Annotated in this window: 16 protein-coding genes; 6 read left to right on the top strand and 10 right to left on the bottom strand. The window is 70.5% G+C overall.

The features are described from left to right. Positions 1–2: 2 nt before the first annotated feature. Complete coding sequence (locus tag DJ017_RS04655; RefSeq protein ID WP_111527615.1) at positions 3–338, bottom strand: low affinity iron permease family protein; 336 nt, start codon at positions 336–338, stop codon at positions 3–5. A gap of 49 nt (positions 339–387) precedes the next feature. Continuing rightward, positions 388–1365, bottom strand: coding sequence for an NAD(P)H-quinone oxidoreductase (locus tag DJ017_RS04660; RefSeq protein WP_165830525.1), 978 nt, complete (start codon positions 1363–1365; stop codon positions 388–390). Between the two features lie 83 nt (positions 1366–1448). On the opposite strand from DJ017_RS04660, the gene DJ017_RS04665 reads away from it, so the two are divergent. Beyond that, the gene (locus DJ017_RS04665) at positions 1449–1655 is read left to right on the top strand and encodes a DUF1192 domain-containing protein (protein ID WP_111527616.1); all 207 of its coding nucleotides are present in this window, start codon (positions 1449–1451) and stop codon (positions 1653–1655) included. Positions 1656–1742: 87 nt separating this feature from the next. Beyond that, positions 1743–2255 (top strand): protease adaptor protein RcdA, encoded by a 513-nt coding sequence (gene rcdA, locus DJ017_RS04670; protein WP_111527617.1) that lies wholly within the window; start codon positions 1743–1745, stop codon positions 2253–2255. Positions 2256–2413: 158 nt separating this feature from the next. Here rcdA and rpmE read toward each other — a convergent pair whose 3' ends face one another. After that, the gene (gene rpmE, locus DJ017_RS04675; RefSeq protein ID WP_111527618.1) at positions 2414–2638 is read right to left on the bottom strand and encodes a 50S ribosomal protein L31; all 225 of its coding nucleotides are present in this window, start codon (positions 2636–2638) and stop codon (positions 2414–2416) included. Positions 2639–2758: 120 nt separating this feature from the next. Between rpmE and DJ017_RS04680 the strand changes: the two genes are divergently transcribed. Then, the gene (locus DJ017_RS04680) at positions 2759–4612 is read left to right on the top strand and encodes an ABC transporter transmembrane domain-containing protein (RefSeq protein ID WP_111527619.1); all 1854 of its coding nucleotides are present in this window, start codon (positions 2759–2761) and stop codon (positions 4610–4612) included. Here DJ017_RS04680 and DJ017_RS04685 read toward each other — a convergent pair. The 4 genes from DJ017_RS04685 to DJ017_RS04700 all read right to left on the bottom strand — a co-directional run bounded on the left by DJ017_RS04685 (position 4609) and on the right by DJ017_RS04700 (position 8095). Beyond that, entirely contained in the window at positions 4609–5676 is a 1068-nt protein-coding gene (locus DJ017_RS04685; RefSeq protein WP_111527620.1) for a glycerophosphodiester phosphodiesterase, read from the bottom strand. The two genes, DJ017_RS04680 and DJ017_RS04685, sit on opposite strands and share 4 nt — an antisense overlap. 33 nt (positions 5677–5709) lie before the next feature. Next, positions 5710–6507, bottom strand: coding sequence for an inositol monophosphatase family protein (locus tag DJ017_RS04690; protein ID WP_111527621.1), 798 nt, complete (start codon positions 6505–6507; stop codon positions 5710–5712). A gap of 71 nt (positions 6508–6578) precedes the next feature. Next, on the bottom strand, positions 6579–7229 hold the full coding sequence (gene thiE / locus DJ017_RS04695; protein ID WP_111527622.1) for a thiamine phosphate synthase: 651 nt from the start codon (positions 7227–7229) through the stop codon (positions 6579–6581). A gap of 17 nt (positions 7230–7246) precedes the next feature. After that, positions 7247–8095: a cytochrome ubiquinol oxidase subunit I gene (locus DJ017_RS04700; RefSeq protein WP_165830526.1), complete on the bottom strand. Its 849-nt coding sequence runs from the start codon at positions 8093–8095 to the stop codon at positions 7247–7249. A 194-nt stretch (positions 8096–8289) separates the two neighbouring features. On the opposite strand from DJ017_RS04700, the gene DJ017_RS04705 reads away from it, so the two are divergent. After that, complete coding sequence (locus tag DJ017_RS04705) at positions 8290–8847, top strand: TspO/MBR family protein (RefSeq protein ID WP_111527624.1); 558 nt, start codon at positions 8290–8292, stop codon at positions 8845–8847. 66 nt (positions 8848–8913) lie between these two features. Beyond that, complete coding sequence (locus tag DJ017_RS04710; protein WP_111527625.1) at positions 8914–10572, top strand: MFS transporter; 1659 nt, start codon at positions 8914–8916, stop codon at positions 10570–10572. Here the strand turns inward: DJ017_RS04710 and DJ017_RS04715 are convergent. Beyond that, positions 10569–10814, bottom strand: a complete 246-nt coding sequence (locus DJ017_RS04715) for a hypothetical protein (protein ID WP_111527626.1) — start codon at positions 10812–10814, stop codon at positions 10569–10571. The two genes, DJ017_RS04710 and DJ017_RS04715, sit on opposite strands and share 4 nt — an antisense overlap. A 180-nt stretch (positions 10815–10994) precedes the next feature. Between DJ017_RS04715 and DJ017_RS04720 the strand changes: the two genes are divergently transcribed. Further along, the gene (locus DJ017_RS04720; protein WP_111527627.1) at positions 10995–12101 is read left to right on the top strand and encodes a serine hydrolase domain-containing protein; all 1107 of its coding nucleotides are present in this window, start codon (positions 10995–10997) and stop codon (positions 12099–12101) included. A 58-nt stretch (positions 12102–12159) separates the two neighbouring features. Here DJ017_RS04720 and fba read toward each other — a convergent pair whose 3' ends face one another. Both fba and DJ017_RS04730 read right to left on the bottom strand, forming a co-directional pair. Further along, positions 12160–13245 (bottom strand): class II fructose-bisphosphate aldolase, encoded by a 1086-nt coding sequence (gene fba, locus DJ017_RS04725; protein WP_111527628.1) that lies wholly within the window; start codon positions 13243–13245, stop codon positions 12160–12162. 22 nt (positions 13246–13267) lie between these two features. After that, a complete protein-coding gene (locus DJ017_RS04730) occupies positions 13268–14461 on the bottom strand; it encodes a phosphoglycerate kinase (protein ID WP_111527629.1) in 1194 nt (397 codons plus the stop codon). Between the last annotated feature and the right edge of the window lies 1 nt (position 14462).

Here is a 14462-nt window from a genome sequence, read left to right on the forward strand (position 1 = left end):
GGCTAGCGCGGATCGCGGGACCGCTCCTCCTCGCGATGCGTCTCGATTTCCTCGGCGGTCTGTTCGTCGAGATGCGTGAGCTCGTCGCGCGCATCGCCATGCGCCCGCAGCAGCTCGTCGAGCTTGGCCTGGATGGCCTGGGTGTCGCGATGCTCCGCGCGCTGGATGAACAGGGTCATGGTCCAGGTGACCAGGGTCGCCAGGCCATGGAAGTCCAGGCTCTCGCGATCGAACACCACCCAGGCCACGGTATAGAGACCGAGGATCGCGAAGGCGACCGGGTGGCCGCTCATCACCCCCAGTTCGGTCAGGCCGCGTTGCAGGGCGCGCTTGGGCATGCGGCGCGAACGCCGCGCCGCAGCGCCCGTTCCCGCGCCTTAGCGAAGGTTAGCCGACGGTCAGGACCACCTTGCCCACGTGGGCGCCGGCTTCCAGGTGGGCGTGGGCCTCGGCGGCCACTGCCAGCGGAAAGGTGGCGTCGACCACGGTCTTGATCTTGCCGGCCTCGATCCAGGGCCAGACGACCCGCTCGACCTCGGCGGCGAGCCGCGCCTTCTCGTCGGCGCTGCGCGGCCGCAGGGTGGAGCCGGTGACCACGGCCCGCTTCTGCATCAGCCGGAAGATCGGCAGGGCCACCTCGCCGCCGCCCAGCGAGGCGATGAAGACGATCCGTCCGCCGGTCTTCAGGGCGTCCAGCTCCTTGGCGAAATAGTCGCCGCCGACCATGTCCAGCACCACGTCGACGCCGCCCTCGCGCTTGGCGACCTCGGCGAAGTCCTCCCGGGTGGTGTCGACGGCGACGTCCGCGCCCAGCGCCCTGGCCTGGGCGGCCTTGTCCGCGCCGCGCGCCGTGGCGATGACCTTGGCTCCGGCGGCGTTGGCCATCTGGATGGCGGTCACGCCGATGCCGGAAGTCGCGCCATGCACCATGAAGGTCTCGCCCGCCTTGAGCGCCCCATGCTCGAAGACGTTGGCGAAGACGGTGAAGACGGTCTCCGGCAGGCCGGCGGCCTCGACGAAATCGAAGCCCTTCGGAATCGGCAGGGCGTGGCGCGCGTCGCAGGCGACGTATTCGGCGTAGCCGCCGCCGCCCAGCAGGGCGCACACGTTGTCGCCGACCTTCCAGCGCCCCGCGGCCACGGCCACCTCCCCGGCGACCTCGAGGCCGAGGGTGGCCGGCGCGCCCGGCGGCGGCGGATAGGCCCCCAGGCGCTGCAGAAGGTCCGGGCGGTTGACGCCGGCGGCGCGCACCTTGATGAGCACCTCGCCGGGGGCGGGCGCCGGCCGCGCGAGGGTCTCCGGCTTCAGCGCGTCGGCGGGGCCCTTGCCGCCCTCGATCGCGATGGCGGTCATGGTGTCGCTCATGGCCTCGTCCCCTGAATCTTGCTTCTCTGCCCGGTCCGGGGTTGGATAGCGCCCAAACGGGGGCCGGCAAAGGAGGCTCGCGAGTGGAAGAACCTGCTGAAGTTCGGATCGGCCGCGGTCAGCGGCTGGCGGAGGCGGTCCGCGAGGACCTGGAGTTGTACGGGGTGGTCGAGCTTGAGGAGCGTCTGGAGACGCTGAGGGCCGAGATCGCCCGGGTCGAGGCCCAGCTCGAGCGCAAGCGCGCCGGCCGGGCGGCGGCCGACGCCCTGTTCGGCGCGCGCTCCACCTGAGCGGGCGTTGGCACAGGGGTTGCAGGATGAAACCTGGGTCACGGGCGACGTCCTGGGGCGGGAAGAGATTGAGAGGCTGACTTCTTGATGATCGAAGCTAACGCCCCGTCCGATTGGCGCGCCGAGGTGATCCAGGATTTCGCCCGGTCGGAGCTGTTCGAGCGCACCTTCCAGGAAGGGATGGAGCTCGTGGAGGAGACGGCGGGCTATCTGGACGGCGCGGGCCGGCAGACCTCGAAGTCGCTCTCGCGGAACGCGGCGCTCGCCTATGCCGCCGAGAGCATGCGCCTGACCACGCGGCTGATGCAGGTGGCGTCCTGGCTGCTCGTCCAGCGCGCGGTGCGCGAAGGGGACATGGCGCCCGCCGCCGCCTGCGAGGAGCGCTATCGGCTGAACTCCGAGGAAGCGCGCGCCGCAGACCCCGATCACGCCACCGACGAGTTGCCGCTGGAACTGCTGGAGCTCGTCGACAGGGCCGAGCGGCTCTACGACCGTGTTCGTCACCTCGATCGCCGCATGTACGTGGAAGGCGCCGTCGACGAGGCGCCCCACCCGGTGCTGTCGCAGATCGATCGCCTGCGTCAGGCCTTCGGGACCTGACCCCGCGATATCGGCTGAGGACATCCGCTTCTCTGGGGGGAGAAACGGAAAACGCCGCGGAGGAGAGATCCTCCGCGGCGTTTGGTTTTTGAACACATCGTTCCGCTCGCGGCGGCCACGTCCCGCGTCCGCGAGCCCGAGACCGCGCCGAGCGCGGCCTACTTGCGGGTGAAGGCGCCGAACTTGGCGTTGAAGCGCGACACGCGGCCACCGCGGTCGAGCAGCTGCTGCGAGCCGCCGGTCCACGCCGGGTGGGTCTTCGGATCGATGTCCAGGTTCAGCGTCGCGCCTTCCTGGCCATAGGTCGACCGGGTCTTGTAGGTCGTGCCATCGGTCATCACGACGGTGATGAAGTGATAGTCGGGGTGCGTGTCTTGTTTCATCGCGCGGGCGCCTGACGTAAAGGAGCGGCCAAAGAAAAGAGGCCGCCGGCGAGGGGGCCTTCGAAAACGAGCCGCGCGTATAGCTGAAACGTCGGGCGAAATGCAAGGTTTGAGTGGGTTATGAGTGAACCGTCCGGCGAATCCGCCGCGCCAGGCCGGCCCAACAGCGGCCAGGCGCTCGCCCAGAGCCTCACCGAGGCGGCCGCCAAGCGGGACCGCAGCCGCAACATCGGCGCCCTGCGCAGGCTGGCGCCCTTCGTCCGCGATCACTGGGGCGACGCCGTTCTGGCGAGCCTCTTCCTGCTGGTCTCCACCAGCGCCACGCTCGGGCTCTCCGGAGCGGTGCGCCTGCTGGTCGATCATCTGACCACGGCCAAGGCGGGCGGCGGCGCGGATGGGCTGAACCGCTGGTTCTGGCTGCTCGGCGGCGTGGCCCTGACCCTCGGCTTCGCCAGCGCCGGCCGCTACTTCTTCATCACCAAGCTGGGCGAGCGGGTCGTCGCCGACCTGCGCAAGGTCGTCTATGGCCACATCCTGACCCTGGACCAGGCCTTCTTCCTGGCTACCCGCACGGGTGAAGTGCTGTCGCGGCTGACCACGGACATCCAGATCGTCGAGACCCTCGTCGGCTCCTCCGTCTCGATCGCCACCCGCAACGCCCTGATGCTGGTCGGCGCCCTCGTCATGATGGTGGTCGTCAGTCCGCACCTGACCGGCCTCGTGCTGCTGCTGATCCCGCTGGTGCTGGCGCCGCTGTTCCTGTTCGGCCGGCGGGTGCGCAAGCTGACCGCCTCGACGCAGGACCAGTTCGCCGAGGCGGTGGGCTACGCCGGGGAGAGCCTGGATGCGCTGGAGACGGTCCAGGCGTTCGGCCGCGAAGGCTCGGCGTCAGGCCGTTTCGGCGCCGCCGTGGAGGCCGCCTTCCGCACCTCGCTGCGGCGGATGAGCGCCCGGGCGGTCATGACCGCCCTCGTCATCGGCGTCGTCTTCAACGGCGTGGTCGGCATCTTCTGGCTGGGCGTCCACTCGGCCGTCACCGGCTCGATGAGCTGGGGCGCGCTCTTCCAGTTCGCGATCCTGTCGGTGATGGCCGCCGGTTCGGTGGGCGCGCTCGGGGAGACCTGGGGCGACGTCCAGAAGGCCGCGGGGGCCATGGAGCGCATCGGCGAGCTGCTCGACGCCGAGCCCGGCGTCGCCGCGCCGGCCAACCCGACGCCGCTTCCCGTGCCGCCGCGCGGCGAGGTGGCGCTGCAGGACGTGACCTTCGCCTACCCCGCCCGGCCCGACCTGCCGGCGCTGAAGGGCTTCAGCCTCGCGGTCCGGCCCGGCGAGCGGGTGGCCCTGGTCGGCCCGTCGGGCGCGGGCAAGAGCACGGTGCTGCGGCTGCTGCTGCGCTTCTACGATCCGCAGGCGGGCCGGGTGCTCGTGGACGGGATCGACGTGCGCGACGCCGATCCGGCCGAGGTGCGCGCCCGCATGGCCCTGGTGGCCCAGGACTCGCCGCTGTTCTCCGGATCGGCGGCGGAGAACGTGCGCTTCGGGCGCGAGGCGGCCGACGATGCGGCGGTCCTGGCGGCGGTCCGCGCCGCCCAGGCCGAGGTGTTCCTGAAAGCCCTGCCGCAGGGCCTGGAGACGCCGGTCGGCGAGCGCGCCCGCGGCCTCTCCGGCGGCCAGCGTCAGCGGCTGGCCATCGCCCGCGCCCTGGTGCGCGAGGCGCCGATCCTGCTCCTCGACGAGGCCACCAGCGCGCTCGACGCCGAGAACGAGCAGCTGGTCCAGCGCGCCCTCGACAAGGCGATGCACGGCCGCACGACCCTGGTCATCGCCCACCGCCTCGCCACCGTCCTCAAGGCTGACCGCATCGTCGTCATGGACGACGGCAGGGTGGTCGAGGAGGGGACCCACCACGACCTCGTCGCCAAGGGCGGCCTCTACGCCCGCCTGGCGGCGCTGCAGTTCGGCGAGGCCGCCTAGGCCGGGAACATCTCGTTGCGGACCTTCACCGACAGCCCGGTGAAGTCGCTGAACAGGCCATCGATCCCGGCGCCATAGAGGGCGCGGTAGACCGCGTCGACGTCGCCGTGGTCGGCCGGGTTCGCGCCCTTGCGCAACTTGGCGGGCAGGAAGCCGTTCTCCGCCCGGACGGTCCACGGATGCACCTTCAGGCCGGCCGCGTGCGCCTCGGCCACCAGCGGCGTCGCCGGGCCAAGACCGCCGTCGACGATCGGCACGACCATCGGCCATTCCGGTCCGAGGCCGTCGGCGAAGGCCGCGACCTGCTTCATCCCGGAGCCCGACAGCATCTCCGCATAGGTGGTCTTCGGCATGTCGGCCGGGCCGCCCTCCCGCGAGACGAGGAACACCCTCGGGGCCTTGGAGAGGGTCGCGAAGGTCTTGAGGGCCCCGACCTCGAAGCACTGCACGAACACCGGCGCAGAGTGGCTGTTCAGGCCGTTGGCCTTGAGGAAGTCGGCCAGCCGATGCTCCAGCGGCAGGCCGATGGAAGCGAAGTAGCTGGGATGCTTCATCTCCGGATAGGTGCCGATGGTTCGGCCGAGGCGGCGGCTCTCGGCGCGGGCGAGGTCGAGCATCTCCAGGTAGGTGGGGATCGTCTCGAGCCCGTCGTACCTGGCGCTCTGCGGGCGAAGGCCCGGCAGGCGCTCGCGGGCGCGCAGGGTCTTCAGCTCGGCGAGCGTGAAGTCCTCGGTGAACCAGCCCGTGAGCGTCTCGCCGTCGATGACCTTGGTCGTCTTGCGGCCGGCGAACTCAGGATGGTTGGCGACGTCGGTCGTGCCGCCGATCTCCGGCTCGTGGCGCACCACCAGATGGCCGTCCTTGGTCGGCACCAGGTCCGGCTCGATGAAGTCGGCCCCCTCGGCGATGGCCAGCTTGTAGGCCATCAGGGTGTGCTCGGGCCGCTCGCCGCTGGCGCCGCGGTGGGCGATGGCCAGCGGGCGCGGTCGCCTCGCCGCGGCGAAGGCCGGAGAAGCCGCGAGCGCGGCGGTGGCGGCGGCGAGGGCGCGTCGTGTGAGCTGCATGGAGGCGCAGCTTACAGACTTGTGTGACAGTTCCTACTTGGCGGCGACGGCCAGCCGCTCGAGCAGCAGCGGATGGATCTCGAGGTTGGCCGCGCAGATCGAGCCCGAGGCCAGCACGTCGTCGCCGCCGTCGGCGTTGGTCACCTTGCCGCCGGCCTCGGTGACCATCAGCACGCCCGCCGCCAGGTCCCACGGCGCCAGGTCACGCTCCCAGTAGCCGTCGTACCGGCCGGCCGCGACCCAGGCGAGGTCGAGGGCCGCCGAGCCGAAGCGGCGAACGCCGGCCACGCGCTGGGTGATCTGGTGCAGTTCCTTCAGGAAGCGGCCGTGCTGCCCGTGGCCCAGGAACGGAATGCCGGTGGCGAGGACCGACTCGTCCAGATGCCGGCGGGCGGCGACGCGAAGGCGCTTGTCGTTGACGTAGCAGCCCTTGCCCTTCTCGGCCCAGAACAGCTCGTTGGTCGCCGGATTGTAGGTGACGGCCGCCACCACCACGCCCTCGCGCTCCAGCGCGATGTTGATGGCGAAGTGGGGGATGGCGTGCAGGAAGTTGGTGGTGCCGTCGAGCGGATCGACGATCCAGGTGTGGGTCTTGTCCGTGCCCTCGATCAGCCCGCGTTCCTCGCCATGGAAGCTGTAGCCCGGGCGCGCCTTGGTCAGCGCCTCGAACAGCACCTGCTCGGCCTTGAGGTCGGCGGCGGAGACGAAGTCGGCGGGCGCCTTGCGGGCGACCTGCAGCTCGGCGAGCTCGCCGAAATCCCGGTTCAGGCCGCGCGCGGCCTTGCGCGCGGCGTCGCTCATCACCTTCAGGAGGGCGGATTGGGTGGTCACGATGGGAAAGATCTCGAACGGATAGAGGGCGCGGAACCTAGGGTGAGGGGCCTCGCAAAGCAAGGCGGGCGTCAGCCGCGGTCGGCGATGCCCCTGGCGATCTCGGCGTTGAGCGCCTTCACCGCCGCGGCGGGACCCTCGCCGTAGGACCAGACCCCGGCCGAGACGGCCAGGAAATCGGCGCCCGCCGCGGCCAGGCCGCGGGCGTTGTCCACGGTGATGCCGCCGATCGCCACGCAGGGGACCTCCATGGTTTCCTGCCAGATGGTCAGGACCTCGGGGTCGGCGCGGGTCTTGGGCTCCTTCGTGGTCGTCGGGAAGAAGGCGCCGAAGGCCACATAGTCGGCGCCGGCTTCCGCCGCCTCCATGGCCAGGTGCCGGCTGTCGTGGCAGGTGACGCCCACCATCCGGTTCTTGCCGACGATGCGGCGCGCCTCGGCGTAGGGCGCGTCGTCCTGGCCGATGTGCACGCCGTCGCAGTCGAGGCTGGCGGCCAGGTCGGGCCGGTCGTTCATGATCACCGCCACACCGCGCGCCTGGGCGATGGGCTTCAGCACGTCGACGGACGCGGCGATCACCTCGTCGGGCGCGTCCTTGAGGCGGATCTGCAGGGCGGCGACGTCGCCGGCGTCGAGGGCGTGGCCGAGCACATGGCCGAAGGCGGCCAGGTCGTCGAGGCGCGGGGGGGTGATCAGGTAAAGGCGGCAGAGCGGCGGGGCCATAAGGCCCTAGAGCCCATCTAGGCGGCGCCTTCAAGAGGCAGCGGGCGTGGCCCGCGTCCGATCAGCGTCAGGATGTGGAAGGCGGCGAGGGCGAAGACGACCACATAGACCGCGACGAAGGTCAGGAACGGCCCTGAGGGGACGCCTTGGGCGGCTCCCACCAGGGACGCCGGCGACCGATCGATCTCGGCCACGAGCCAGCCCGCTAGGGCGCCGACGATCCCGGCCGGCGCCAGCACGACGCAGGTCCACAGAAACGGCGCCGCGCCGCCCAGCCGGCCGCGCCAGATCAGGTAGGCCCCCCAGGCGCCGAGCGCCATCAGCGCCAGATCGACACCCACCACCACGGCTCCCGCGGCGCCGGCCTCGATCGGCGCCGGGCCGGCCGAGCGGGCGCCCGAGAGATCCCCGAGGACGAGCTGCAGCGGGGCGGCGATGGCGAACATTCCGACCGCCATCTTCATGGCGAGACAGGACTCCTCCTCGTCCGGCTCCCTCAGCAGCCGCCACGCCGAGGCCGCGCCGACCACGAGGGCCGTGGCGAGATAGGCCGCCAGGATCATGTGCCCGAGACCATAGGCGAGCGCCGGGGAGAGCAGGTCTGGGCGCCAGCCGGTCAGCGCCTGGCCGACGCCCCCGCCCGCGAGGATCCAGATCACCGAGACCAGCCCCATGCCGAAGGCGACGGCGAAGATCCTGATCCAGAACAGGCGAAGGTTGCGGAAGGCCGTGTTGCGGGTGGTCAGCCAGAGCCCCTCGAGAACCGCCAGATAGCTGGCAAGACCCAAGGCGATCGCCGGGAAGACGATGTGGAAGGCGAACGGCACGGCGATCTGGAGCCGTGACAGCAGCAGCCCGTATTCCATGTCCCTGCCTCGCCCGCCCGCCGCCGGGCGATGCGCTCCCTGCCGCCACAACGCGCGAGAGTGTCCGCACGTATTGCGACAGACCGCCGCACGAGCCTGATCCTGCAGAGCGCGATGGGCGATCTCGGCGACAGCTGAGCCGGAACCTCGCGCCGGGCCCATGGATTTCCGGGCCAGGACACGCGGGAGGCAGCATGCCGAGCATCGATATCCGCGGGGCTGTGGACAGCCTCGCCAACAGCCGTGGGCGCTCGGCGCGCCATCTTCTCATCGGCCTTGGCCTCACGGCCGCGGCGGTGACCGCCTCGGCGCTCGTCGCGCGGGCCAATGCGCCCACCGAGGACAATCCCGAGGCTTACTCCGACTACGAGGAGCTGAAGCAGCCGAAGTTCAAACCGCCGCGGCCGGCCTTCTCCCTGATCTGGCCGCCGCTGTTCCTGGCCCTGACGCTCTCCGGCCTGCGGATCTGGAACGCGCCGAAGAGCCCGGCCCGCACCCAGGCCCTGACGCTGTGGGGCGTGGTCCAGGCGCTGAATGCGGTGTGGATGGCGCTCGGCCCGCGCCGCCTCGGCGGGCAACTGGCGACCGCCACCGCCGCGCTCGGCACGGCCGGCGCCTATGTCTGGCGGGCCAAGAAGGTCGACGCGCCCGCCGCCGGCATGGTCACGCCCTACGTCGGCTGGATCGGCTTCGCCAACGTCCTCACCGAGGAGCTCTGGCGCAAGAACCGCGACCGCCCGACCCTCCACTAAGCGCGTTGCCAGCCGCCGCGCCTTGGCCATAGGCTCCCGCCGAACACCGGTTTCGGGGGGAACGGCATGGTGGCGGCGGCGGCGGGGGCGCGCGAGCGCGTGGGGACGAACACCTGGCTGGTGATCGGCGGGGCCTCCGCCGGCACCGTGTTCGAATGGTACGATTTCTACCTCTACGGTTCGCTGGCGGGGTTCATCTCCGACCAGTTCTTCTCCGGCGTGAACGCCACCACCGGCTACATCTTCGCCCTGCTGGCCTTCGCGGCGGGGTTCGCGGTGAGGCCGTTCGGGGCGGTGGTGTTCGGCCGGCTCGGTGACCTCTGGGGCCGCAAGAACACCTTTCTCATCACCATGATCTTGATGGGGCTCTCCACCTTCACGGTGGGGCTCCTGCCGAGCTATGCGGCGATCGGCGTGATCGCGCCGGCGGCGCTGATCGTCATGCGCCTCGTCCAGGGCCTGGCGCTGGGTGGCGAATACGGCGGGGCGGCCACGTACGTCGCCGAACATGCGCCGGACGGGAAGCGCGGCCTCTACACCAGCTTCATCCAGATCACGGCGACCTTCGGCCTCTTCCTCAGCCTGGTGGTCATCCTCCTGGTCCGCAACCAGGTCGGCGAGCCGGCCTTCAAGGCCTGGGGCTGGCGCGTGCCGTTCTTGGTCTCGGCGGCCCTGCTCGCGGTCTCGCTGTGGATCCGGCTGCGGCTCAACGAGAGCCCGGTCTTCCAGCGCATGGTCGAGGAGGGCAAGGCGTCCGCCAGGCCGCTCGCCGAGAGCTTCGGCCAGTGGAAGAACCTCAAGCTGGTCATCCTGGCGCTCGCCGGCCTCACCGCCGGCCAGGCGGTGGTCTGGTACACGGGCCAGTTCTACGCCCTGTTCTTCCTCGAGAAGATGCTCAAGGTCGACGGCGCTCTGAGCAACAGCCTGGTGGCTATCGCGCTGCTGCTCGCCACGCCGTTCTTCGTCGTGTTCGGCTGGCTCTCCGACCGGATCGGCCGCAAGCCGGTGATCCTCGCCGGCTGCCTCCTGGCGGCGCTCACCTACTTCCCGATCTTCAAGGCGCTGACCGTCGCGGCCAACCCCGACCTCGCCGCGGCCAGCGCGCGGGCGCCGGTGACGGTCGTCGCCGATCCGGCCGATTGCGCCTTCCAGTTCGACCCCGTGGGCAAGAAGACCTTCGCGTCCTCCTGCGACCTCGCCAAGTCGGCGCTGGCGGGGGCGGGCGTGTCCTACGCCAGCGAGGCCGCGCCGCCCGGAGCGGTCGCGGTGGTGAGGATCGGCCACACCGGAATCCCCAGCTTCAAGGGCGAGGTGCTGCCGCCGCCGGAGCTGAAGGTCGAGAAGGCCGCCTGGACCAAGACGCTGTCGGCGGCGCTGAAGTCCGCCGGCTACCCCGCCAAGGCGGATGCGGCGAAGATGAACAAGCCGCTGGTCGTGGCGCTTCTCTGGCTGCTGGTGATCTATGTGACCATGGTCTATGGCCCCGTCGCCGCGACGCTGGTGGAGATGTTCCCGGCGCGGATCCGCTATACCTCGATGAGCCTGCCCTACCACGTCGGCAACGGCTGGTTCGGCGGCTTCCTGCCGACCACGGCCTTCGCCATGGTCGCGGCGACCGGCGATATCTACTACGGCCTCTGGTACCCGATCATCGTGGCGGCGGTGACCGTCGTGGTGGGCGCGCTGTTCGTGAAGGAGATGCGCGGCGCGCCGATCGAGGCCTAGGGGGCGTCGGGATCGTAGGGCTCGTCGTATCCGTGGTTGGCCGAATAGAAGGCCAGCCACATGAGGAAGCCAGCGAGGGCTGCGACCACCACCACGCCCCCGACCACATAGGGCCAGATCGGCCCGAGGCTGCGCCAGCCGCCGCCGATCCGCGAGCCTTCGAAGAACGCCCAGCCGGCGAACACCGCGAAGGCGGCGAGCCCGAGGAAGGCGAGACCGAGGACGGTGATGTGCCTGTGCATCCGAAGCCCAATCTGCGGGACGCCCTGGGAGTTCCGGCAGCCTAGGCCGAGGCGGGCCGTCGCTCCAGCCCCGAGGCCATCAGGCTCGCGTGACAGCGCGGCTGCAGGTGGACGGGCGCTACCGTTTCCGCGTCTATGGGCGCCGCGCACCGACGGCGTGACCTGCAGCAAGAGGTTTCGATGAGCATCGAGGGGAGCGTCGCACCGGGCTTCGAGAGCGCCCGGCGTGAGTTCGAGGCCAACTTCCGCGAGCGCGGCGACGTCGGGGCCTCGCTGGCGATCATGCGTGACGGCGAGATGGTGGTCGATCTCTGGGGCGGCAGCCTGGACGCCGCCGGTGCGCGGCCCTGGCGGGCGGACTCGGTGGTCAACATCTGGTCGACGACCAAGGCGGTGAACGCCCTGTGCTTCGCCTTGATGGTCGACCGCGGGCTCGCGGCCTACGACGATCCGGTCACCCGCTGGTGGCCGGAGTTCGGCGCCCAGGGCAAGGCGGGCGTCACCCTGGCCATGCTGCTGTCGCACCAGGCGGGGCTGTGCAGCTTCCGCGACCCGGCGACCATCGAGGACTACTACGACCAGCCGCGGGCGGCGGCGCGGCTCGCGGCCCAGGCGCCCTTCTGGCCGCCAGGCTCGCGCTCCGGCTATCACGCGATCAGCATCGGCGTGCTGGCGGGCGAGCTTTTCCGCCGCATCGAGGGCCGCAGCCTCGGGACCTTCATCGCCGAGGAGCTGGCCGGGCCCATGGGCATCGAGCTCACGCTCGGCCTGCCGGCTTCGGAGGAGGCGCGGCGGGCCGAGATGGTGGCGCCGCCGGAGCTCGGCACCGAGAACATGCTGAGCCCGGAGCTGAACGAGTCGCAGCTCGCGACCTACACCAATCCGGCGGTCGATCCGCTCGCCCCCAACACGCCGGCCTGGCGCGAATGCGAGCTCGTCTCGGCCAACGGCTTCTCCAACGCCCGCTCCCTCGCCCGCCTGTTCGGCCAGGTGGCGGCCGGCGGCCTCCTCGGGGCAGGGACCCTGGCCGAGGCGACGCGCGAGCGGATCGCCGGTGTCGACGAGGTGCTCGGCGTGCCGGCCCGGTGGGGCGCGGGCTTCCTCCTCAATAGCGACGGCCTCTACGGCCCCGAGCCGCGTGCCTTCGGCCACTCCGGATGGGGCGGTTCCTTTGTGGTGGTCGATCCGGTGCGGCGGATGGCGATCGCCTACGCCATGAACCGCATGGGCACGGACCTTGTCGGCGATCCGCGCGACCAGGCGCTGATCGCCGCCGCCTACGCCTGAAGCAACGAAGGCCGCCGCTGTCGCCAGCGGCGGCCTTCGGAACCGTCCTCGACGGCGCCTACTCGGCGGCGACGCGGGTGACGCCGATCTTCGGCGCGAGCTCGCCCGAGGCGTAGCGCTTGGCCATGGCCGACATCGGCAGTGGCGTGATCTTGGACGCCCAGCCGGCGGTGCCGAACTCCTCGAAGCGCTGCACGCACACCTTGCGCATAGCCTCCTTGGCGGGCTTCAGGTAGCCGCGCGGATCGAACTCGCCGGGCTTCTCGGCGAACACCTTGCGGATCGCGCCGGTCATGGCCATCCGGTTGTCGGTGTCGATGTTGATCTTGCGCACGCCGTGCTTGATGCCGCGCTGGATCTCTTCCACCGGCACGCCCCAGGTCTGAGGCATCTCGCCGCCGTACTGGTTGATGATGTCCTGCAGCTCCTGCGGCACGGACGAGGAGCCGTGCATGACGAGGTGCGTGTTGGGCAGGCGCTGGTGGATCTCTTCGATCACGTTCATCGCCAGCACTTCGCCGTCGGGCTTGCGGGTGAACTTGTAGGCGCCGTGGCTGGTGCCCATGGCGATCGCCAGGGCGTCGACCTCGGTGGCCTTCACGAACTCGACCGCCTGGTCCGGATTGGTGAGCAGCTGGTCGTGGCCGAGCTTGCCCTCGAAGCCATGGCCGTCTTCCTTCTCGCCCATGCCGGTCTCGAGCGAGCCGAGCACGCCGAGCTCGCCTTCCACCGAGGCGCCGACCCAGTGGGCCATGTCGACGACGTTGCGGGTGACCTTGACGTTGTAGTCGTAGTCGGCGGGCGTCTTGCCGTCGGCCTTCAGCGAGCCGTCCATCATCACCGAGGTGAAGCCGAACTGGATGGCGGTGGCGCAGGTCGCCTCGTTGTTCCCGTGATCCTGGTGCATGCAGATCGGGATGTGCGGATACATCTCCGCCATGGCGTCGATCAGGTGCTTCAGCACGATGTCGTTGGCGTAGGAGCGGGCGCCGCGGGAAGCCTGCATGATGACCGGCGAGTCGGTGGCCTCCGCGGCCTCCATGATCGCCAGCGCCTGTTCCATGTTGTTGATGTTGAAGGCAGGCACGCCGTAGCCGTTCTCCGCGGCGTGATCGAGCAGTTGCCTGAGCGTAATCCGGGCCATCGCCGTTTCCTCTGAAAACCTCTTACCGGCTCAACGCCGCCACACCGGGCAGGGTTTTGCCTTCCATCCATTCCAAGAACGCGCCACCGGCCGTGGAGACGAAGGTGAAGTCGTCCGCCACGCCCGCCGCATTGAGCGCGGCGACGGTATCACCGCCGCCGGCCACCGCCACCAGCTTGCCGTCCTTGGCCAGCCCGGCCGCGTAGCGCGCCGCCTCGACGGTGCCCTTGTCGAAGGGCTTCATCTCGAAGACGCCGAGCGGGCCGTTCCAGATCAGGGTCTTGGAATTGGCCACGGCGCGGCACAGGCGCTCGACCGTCTCGGGACCCGCGTCGAGGATGCGCTCGTCATCGTCGACCGAGCCCACGTCGCGCACCCGCGCCGGGGCGCCGGGGGCCAGCTTCTCGGCCACGACGATGTCGATCGGCAGGAAGAGCTTGCAGTTGTTCTGGCCGGCCAGGCGGATGATCTCGCGGGCGGTCTCGGCCAGCTCCTTCTCGCAGTAGGAGGCGCCGACGTCGTGCCCCTGGGCGTAGAGGAAGGTGTTGGCCATGCCGCCGCCGATGGCCAGCTTGTCGAGCTTGGTCACCAAGTGCTTGAGCAGGTCGAGCTTGGTCGAGACCTTCGAGCCGCCGACGATGCCCATCACCGGTCGCTCGGGATGGCCGAGGGCCCGGTGCAGGGCGTCGAGCTCGAGCCGCATCTGCTCGCCGGCGTAGGCCGGCAGCCGGTGGGCGAGCGCCTCGGTGGAGGCGTGCGCGCGGTGGGCGGCGGAGAAGGCGTCGTTGACGTAGAGGTCGCCGTTTGCCGCCAGGGCGTCGGCGAACTGAGCGTCGTTCTCCTCCTCGCCCGGATGGAAGCGGACGTTCTCCAGCAGCAGGACCTCGCCCGGCTTCATGGCGGCGATCGCATCGCGCGCGACCTGGCCGACGCAGTCGTCGGCGAAGGCCACCGGATGGCCCAGCACCTCGGCCAAAGCCGGGGCGATGGGCTTCAGGCTCATGCTCGGCACCCGCTTGCCCTTGGGCCGGTCGAAGTGCGCGAGCAGGATCACCTTGGCGCCGCCCGCCCGCAGCTTCTCGATGGTGGGCACGGCGGCGCGCAGGCGCGTGTCGTCGGAGACCTTGCCGTCCTCCATCGGGACGTTGAGGTCGACGCGCACCAGGGCGCGCTTACCGGCGAGTTCGACGTCGTCGAGAGTCTGGAAAGCGGCCATG

The sequence above is a fragment of the Phenylobacterium soli genome (assembly GCF_003254475.1).
Taxonomy (GTDB): Bacteria; Pseudomonadota; Alphaproteobacteria; order Caulobacterales; family Caulobacteraceae; genus Phenylobacterium; species Phenylobacterium soli.

Bases quoted from the DNA above. Each gene is read 5' to 3' on its own strand.
- DJ017_RS04720 (WP_111527627.1), top strand. From the start codon at position 10,995: ATGAGCATCGAGGGGAGCGTCGCACCGGGCTTCGAGAGCGCCCGGCGT.
- DJ017_RS04700 (WP_165830526.1), bottom strand. From the start codon at position 8,095: ATGGAATACGGGCTGCTGCTGTCACGGCTCCAGATCGCCGTGCCGTTC.
- thiE (WP_111527622.1), bottom strand. From the start codon at position 7,229: ATGGCCCCGCCGCTCTGCCGCCTTTACCTGATCACCCCCCCGCGCCTC.
- rpmE (WP_111527618.1), bottom strand. From the start codon at position 2,638: ATGAAACAAGACACGCACCCCGACTATCACTTCATCACCGTCGTGATG.
- DJ017_RS04685 (WP_111527620.1), bottom strand. From the start codon at position 5,676: ATGCAGCTCACACGACGCGCCCTCGCCGCCGCCACCGCCGCGCTCGCG.
- DJ017_RS04660 (WP_165830525.1), bottom strand. From the start codon at position 1,365: ATGAGCGACACCATGACCGCCATCGCGATCGAGGGCGGCAAGGGCCCC.
- DJ017_RS04655 (WP_111527615.1), bottom strand. From the start codon at position 338: ATGCCCAAGCGCGCCCTGCAACGCGGCCTGACCGAACTGGGGGTGATG.
- DJ017_RS04730 (WP_111527629.1), bottom strand. From the start codon at position 14,461: ATGGCCGCTTTCCAGACTCTCGACGACGTCGAACTCGCCGGTAAGCGC.
- fba (WP_111527628.1), bottom strand. From the start codon at position 13,245: ATGGCCCGGATTACGCTCAGGCAACTGCTCGATCACGCCGCGGAGAAC.
- DJ017_RS04710 (WP_111527625.1), top strand. From the start codon at position 8,914: ATGGTGGCGGCGGCGGCGGGGGCGCGCGAGCGCGTGGGGACGAACACC.
- DJ017_RS04715 (WP_111527626.1), bottom strand. From the start codon at position 10,814: ATGCACAGGCACATCACCGTCCTCGGTCTCGCCTTCCTCGGGCTCGCC.
- DJ017_RS04705 (WP_111527624.1), top strand. From the start codon at position 8,290: ATGCCGAGCATCGATATCCGCGGGGCTGTGGACAGCCTCGCCAACAGC.
- rcdA (WP_111527617.1), top strand. From the start codon at position 1,743: ATGATCGAAGCTAACGCCCCGTCCGATTGGCGCGCCGAGGTGATCCAG.
- DJ017_RS04680 (WP_111527619.1), top strand. From the start codon at position 2,759: ATGAGTGAACCGTCCGGCGAATCCGCCGCGCCAGGCCGGCCCAACAGC.